General features: G+C 61.3%; 3 protein-coding genes. 1 reads left to right on the top strand and 2 read right to left on the bottom strand.

The window, feature by feature from the left end:
* Positions 1 to 339 precede the first annotated feature (339 nt).
* Positions 340 to 651 carry a YqfO family protein gene (locus tag EIY71_RS24135; protein ID WP_085747012.1) on the bottom strand — a complete coding sequence of 104 codons (312 nt, stop codon included), beginning with the start codon at positions 649 to 651 and terminating at the stop codon, positions 340 to 342.
* 5 nt (positions 652 to 656) lie between these two features.
* A complete protein-coding gene (gene purL / locus EIY71_RS24130; protein ID WP_134023434.1) occupies positions 657 to 4,553 on the bottom strand; it encodes a phosphoribosylformylglycinamidine synthase in 3,897 nt (1,298 codons plus the stop codon).
* 285 nt (positions 4,554 to 4,838) lie between these two features.
* On the opposite strand from purL, the gene mltF reads away from it, so the two are divergent.
* Complete coding sequence (gene mltF / locus EIY71_RS24125) at positions 4,839 to 6,299, top strand: membrane-bound lytic murein transglycosylase MltF (RefSeq protein ID WP_011332593.1); 1,461 nt, start codon at positions 4,839 to 4,841, stop codon at positions 6,297 to 6,299.

Genomic DNA, 6,299 nt, shown 5'->3' with positions numbered 1-6,299 from the left:
CATCGGAAGGCTGAGTGGAGGGATTTATCCGGGGGTGGGAGCGCAGCGACCGTGCGGCGAAGCCGCATGCATCGAGAGGAGGTGCAGCGAAGCAAACCGTAGGCGATGCCCCCGGATGAATCCCGGAGCGAAGGAACCCCGAGCCCCAGCGAGGGGCCGAACGCCGGGGCCCAGACCTTTGGTTACTTTGGGGCGTTTGCCAAAGTGACCCGCCGTAAGGGCGGAACCATAAGCCGCCGCACCCAAAGAAACGGATATTCACCCAACCCAAACCCCAAACAACAAAAAACCCGCTGAAATCACTCTCAGCGGGTTTTCCATTTCAGTAGCCAAGGAAGATCAAAAATCCTCCAGCCGCCACACTTCATAAGCCGGCGTCTCGTAGGGATGGCTCAACTTAAGAGCCGCCACTACCGCGCGAATCAACTCATCGCCAACAACAAGCTCAACCTTCCACTCCTCGACCCGCTCAAACCGCCCCGCCTCACCAATGAACGGCTGACTGCCGTCCAAAGGCCGAAACTGACCAGATCCAAGCACCTGCCAAGCACAGTGGTCATAATCACCGATCCGCCCACCACCGGCAGCGAATACAGCCTCCTTGACCACCTCGACATGACTGTCGGGAACAAAAAACGCGAGCTTGTACACAGCGCTTAGTTCACCCACACACGAGCATTACGGAACATACGCATCCAAGGAGCGTCTTCGTTCCAGTCTTCCGAACGCCACGAGTTCTGCACGGCACGGAACACACGCTCCGGGTGCGGCATCATGATCGTCACACGGCCATCACGGCTGGTGAGGCCGGTGATCCCGCGCGGCGAGCCGTTCGGGTTGGCCGGGTAGGCTTCGGTGACCTTGCCGTGGTTGTCGACGAAACGCATCGCCACGCAACCCGACAGATCGGCTTCGAGCAGTGCCTCTTCGCTTTCGAATTCGGCATGGCCTTCACCGTGAGCGATGGCGATCGGCATGCGCGAACCGGCCATGCCCTGCAGGAAGATCGAGTTCGATTCCTGAACCTGAACCATCGCCACGCGCGCTTCGAACTGCTCGGAGCGGTTGCGCACAAAGTGCGGCCAGAATTCGCTGCCCGGGATCAGCTCGTGCAGGTTGGACATCATCTGGCAACCGTTGCACACGCCAAGGGTGAAGCTGTCGTTACGCTCGAAGAAGCCCTGGAACGCATCGCGGGCACGGCTGTTGAACAGCGCGGATTTGGCCCAGCCTTCACCGGCGCCGAGAACGTCGCCGTAGGAGAAACCACCGCAGGCCACCAGACCTTTGAACTCGTTCAGGTCGACACGGCCGGCCAGAATGTCGCTCATGTGCACGTCGATCGCATTGAAACCGGCGCGGTCGAACGCAGCCGCCATTTCCACCTGACCGTTGACGCCCTGCTCACGCAGTACGGCAACCTGTGGGCGGATGCCTTTCTTGATGTAAGGCGCGGCGATGTCCTGGTTGACGTCGTAGCTCAGCTTGACGCTCAGGCCCGGGTTATCTTCTTCCAGCAGCGCATCGAACTCTTGCTCGGCGCAGTCGGCGTTGTCGCGCAGACGCTGGATCTGGTAGCTGGTCTCGGCCCACTGACGTTGCAGCAGACGACGCTGGCCTTCGAACACGGTGTCACCGTTGAAGGTGATGTTGATCTGGCCGTTATTGATCGGCTGACCGATCACGGAAACGCAGTCGCCCAGACCGGCAGCGCTGAATTGGGCGAGGATGTCCGGGGTGGCGTCCTGGCGAACCTGAATCACGGCACCCAGTTCTTCGTTGAACAGGATGGCGGCGATTTCAGCGGAGCTTTCGGCAACGCTGTCCAGGTTCAGGCTCAGACCGCAGTGGCCGGCGAAGGCCATTTCCACCACGGAGGTCAGCAGACCGCCGTCGGAACGGTCGTGGTAGGCCAGCAGGTGGCCGTCGGCGTTGAGGCCCTGGATCACTGCGAAGAAGGCTTTCAGGTCTTCGGCGTCGTCGACGTCCGGCGCCTGCTTGCCGAGCTTGCCGTGAACCTGCGCGAGGATCGAAGCGCCCATACGGTTCTGGCCGCGACCGAGGTCGATCAGGATCAGGTCGGTGGTGCCCTTGTCCATGCGCAGTTCCGGAGTCAGGGTCTGACGGATGTCAGCCACTGGCGCGAAACCGGTCACGATCAGGGACATCGGCGAGGTGACGGTCTTGTCTTCGCCGTTGTCGTTCCAGCGGGTGGCCATGGACATCGAGTCCTTGCCGACCGGAATGGTGATGCCCAGCTCAGGGCACAGTTCCATGCCGACCGCTTTCACGGTGTCGTACAGACGCGCGTCTTCGCCCGGGTGGCCGGCAGCGGACATCCAGTTCGCCGACAGTTTGATGTCGGAGAGCTTGTTGATGCGCGAAGCGGCAATGTTGGTGATGGTTTCGCCGATGGCCATGCGGCCCGACGCCGGAGCGTCCAGCAGCGCCAGCGGAGTGCGCTCGCCCATCGCCATCGCTTCACCGGTGTAGACGTCGAAGCTGGTGGCGGTGACGGCAACGTCGGCCACCGGAACCTGCCATGGGCCGACCATCTGGTCACGGGCCACGAGGCCGGTGATGGTGCGGTCGCCGATGGTGATCAGGAAGCTTTTGCTCGCCACGGCCGGGTGGTGCAGAACACGCTCGATGCTTTCGCCGATGTCGAGGTTCGACGGATCGAAGTCATCGCCCAGCTCGGCTTCGCGAACCACCGAACGGTGCATGCGCGGCGCCTTGCCCAGCAACACTTCCAGTGGCATGTCCACCGGGTTGTTGCCGAAGTGGCTGTCGGTCACGGTCAGTTGCGGCTCGGCGGTGGCTTCACCGACAACGGCGAACGGGCAGCGCTCACGTTCGCAGATCGCCTTGAAACGCTCGAAGTCGGCCGGGCCGACCGCCAGAACGTAACGTTCCTGGGATTCGTTGGACCAGATTTCGTGCGGGGCCATGCCCGGCTCGTCGTTTGGAATGTTGCGCAGTTCGAAACGGCCACCACGGTCGCCGTCGTTGACCAGTTCCGGGAAGGCATTGGACAGACCGCCCGCACCCACGTCGTGGATGAAGCTGATCGGGTTCTTGTCACCCAGCTGCCAGCAACGGTCGATGACTTCCTGGCAGCGACGTTCCATTTCAGGGTTTTCACGCTGAACCGAAGCGAAGTCCAGATCCGCCGAGCTGGTGCCGGTGGCCATGGAGGAAGCAGCGCCGCCACCCAGACCGATCAGCATCGCCGGGCCGCCGAGGACGATCAGCTTGGAGCCGACAACGATCTCGCCTTTCTTGACGTGCTCTTCACGGATGTTGCCCATGCCACCAGCCAGCATGATCGGCTTGTGGTAACCGCGAACTTCGGCACCGTGCGGGGTGGTGATCGATTGTTCGAAGGTACGGAAGTAGCCGGTCAGGGCCGGACGACCGAATTCGTTGTTGAACGCGGCGCCGCCCAGCGGGCCTTCGATCATGATGTCCAGCGCGTTGACGATGCGCTCGGGCTTGCCGTACGGCACTTCCCACGGCTGTTCGAAGCCCGGGATCTGCAGGTTCGACACGGTGAAACCGGTCAGGCCGGCCTTCGGCTTGGCGCCACGACCGGTTGCACCTTCGTCGCGGATCTCGCCACCGGAACCGGTGGACGCGCCCGGGAACGGAGCGATCGCGGTCGGGTGGTTGTGGGTTTCAACCTTCATCAGGATGTGCACCGGCTCCTGCACCGCGCCGTACTGGCGGGTTTCCGGATCCGGGAAGAAGCGGCCGGCGACGTTGCCGACGATCACCGAAGCGTTGTCCTTGTAAGCGGACAGCACGCCTTCGCTGTGCATCTGATAGGTGTTCTTGATCATGCCGAACAGGCTTTTTTCCTGGCTCTCGCCGTCAATATCCCAACTGGCGTTGAAGATCTTGTGGCGGCAGTGCTCGGAGTTGGCCTGGGCGAACATCATCAGTTCGATGTCGTGGGGGTTGCGCTTGAGACCGTTGAAGGCGTTGACCAGATAATCGATCTCGTCTTCGGCCAGAGCCAGGCCCAGTTCGACGTTGGCTTTTTCCAGCGCGGCGCGACCGCCGCCGAGGATGTCGATGGCAGTCAGCGGCTTCGGTTCGGCGTGGCTGAACAGACCGGCAGCCTGCTCGAGGTTGGCCAGAACGATCTGAGTCATGCGGTCATGCAGTACGTCTGCAATCTGCTGCGCTTCGGTTTCGCTGAACTGACCGGCCACGTAGAACGCGATGCCGCGCTCCAGGCGCTGGATCTTGCTCAGGCCGCAGTTGCGGGCGATGTCGCTGGCCTTGCTCGACCATGGCGAGATGGTGCCGAAACGCGGCAACACCAGGAACAGACGACCGGTCGGCTCTTGAACCGGAACGCTTGGACCGTACTTCAGAAGGCGCGCAAGCACCTGCTGTTCGTCGCCGGTCAGGACGCCGGTGACTTCGGCGAAGTGAGCGAATTCAGCATACAAGCCACTGACAGCCGGAACCTTCTGGCTCAGTTGCTCAAGGAGTTTGCTGTGGCGAAAGGCAGAAAGGGCAGGAGCGCCGCGCAGGATCAACATCTTCGGGACAGCCTCGGGAAGGGGTGTGCTTTGAGGCCGTGCATTCTAGCCTAAACCGCCCTCAACATCACCCGAAACGCTACGCACGGTTGCACCCGGATGTCGAGTGGTGTTCCTGCCTTGAGGGTCAAATTTATGGGGTGTTGGAACGCGGGTTATTTTTTCTGTCACAAAATGCCTTTCGGGCCCATTCCTGCGGGGTTTCGAGCGGTTTTGTGATCCCTAGCAGACAACCCCGCAACTGTCGAGATATGGCGCCCGTTGTCCTTTGCGTATACTGCGCACATGTTTTCCCCAACGGCTTTGCGTCCGCGGTACGCCAAATGGCTGATCGCTACCGGACTCTTCCTGATGCTCAGTGGCTGTGTTGATAAACCCAACACACTCGAGCGCGTAAAGGAGGATGGCGTGCTGCGGGTGGTCACCCGAAACAGCCCCGCCACCTACTTTCAGGATCGCAGCGGTGAAACCGGCTTCGAATACGAGCTGGTGAAGCGCTTCGCCGACGATTTGGGGGTCGAGCTGAAGATTGAAACCGCCGACAACCTCGACGACCTGTTCAACCAGGTCGGCAAGCCGAACGGCCCGGTACTGGCCGCCGCCGGCCTGGTCAGCAGCGAACAGCGCAAGAAACAGGTGCGTTTCTCCCGCTCCTACCTCGAAGTCACCCCGCAGATCATCTATCGCAACGGCCAATCTCGTCCTACCGACGCCGGCGATCTGGTGGGCAAGAAGATCATGGTGCTCAAGGGCAGCACCCATGCCGAACAACTGGCGGAGCTGAAACAGAAATATCCTGGCATCCAGTACGAAGAATCCGACGCCGTTGAAGTGGTCGACCTGCTGCGCATGGTCGATGAAGGTCAGATCGACCTGACCCTGGTCGATTCCAACGAAGTGGCGATGAACCAGGTGTATTTCACCAACATCCGCGTGGCCTTCGACCTCGGCGACGCGCGCAGCCAGAGCTGGGCCGTGGCCGCCGGCGAAGACAACAGCCTGCTCAACGAGATCAACAGTTATCTGGACAAGGTGCAGAAGAACGGCACCCTGCAACGTCTGAAAGACCGCTATTACGGCCACGTCGACGTCCTCGGCTACATGGGTGCCACCACCTTCGCCCAGCATCTGCAGCAGCGGCTGCCCAAATACGAACAGCACTTCAAGGCCTACGCCAAGAAAGAGAAAGTCGACTGGCGCCTGCTGGCGGCGATCGGTTATCAGGAATCACTGTGGCAACCGGCGGTCACCTCGAAGACCGGCGTGCGCGGGCTGATGATGCTGACCCAGAACACCGCTCAGGCCATGGGCGTGTCCAACCGCCTCGATCCGAAGCAGAGCATCATGGGCGGCGCCAAGTACCTGGCCTACATGAAGGATCAGCTCGACGAGTCGATCCAGGAACCGGATCGCACCTGGTTTGCTCTGGCGGCCTACAACGTCGGCAGCGGTCATCTGGATGACGCGCGCAAACTGGCGGCCAAGGAAGGGTTGAACCCGGACAAGTGGCTGGATGTGAAAAAGATCCTGCCGCGCCTGTCGCAGAAGCAGTGGTACAGCAAGACCCGCTACGGCTACGCCCGGGGCGGCGAACCGGTGCATTTCGTGGCGAACATCCGTCGCTACTACGACATCCTGACGTGGGTGACCCAGCCGCAGCTTGAAGGCGATCAAGTGGCCGAGGGCAACCTGCATGTGCCGGGGATCGATAAATCGAAACCGGCTCAAGAGCCCGCCCCGCTTTAA

Origin of the sequence: Pseudomonas sp. CH235, from assembly GCF_004368175.1 — a bacterium.
Classification (GTDB): domain Bacteria; phylum Pseudomonadota; class Gammaproteobacteria; order Pseudomonadales; family Pseudomonadaceae; genus Aquipseudomonas; species Aquipseudomonas paraglycinae.
The sequence above is the reverse complement of the archived record's forward strand: the minus strand, read 5'-3'. Positions and strand labels throughout refer to the sequence as shown.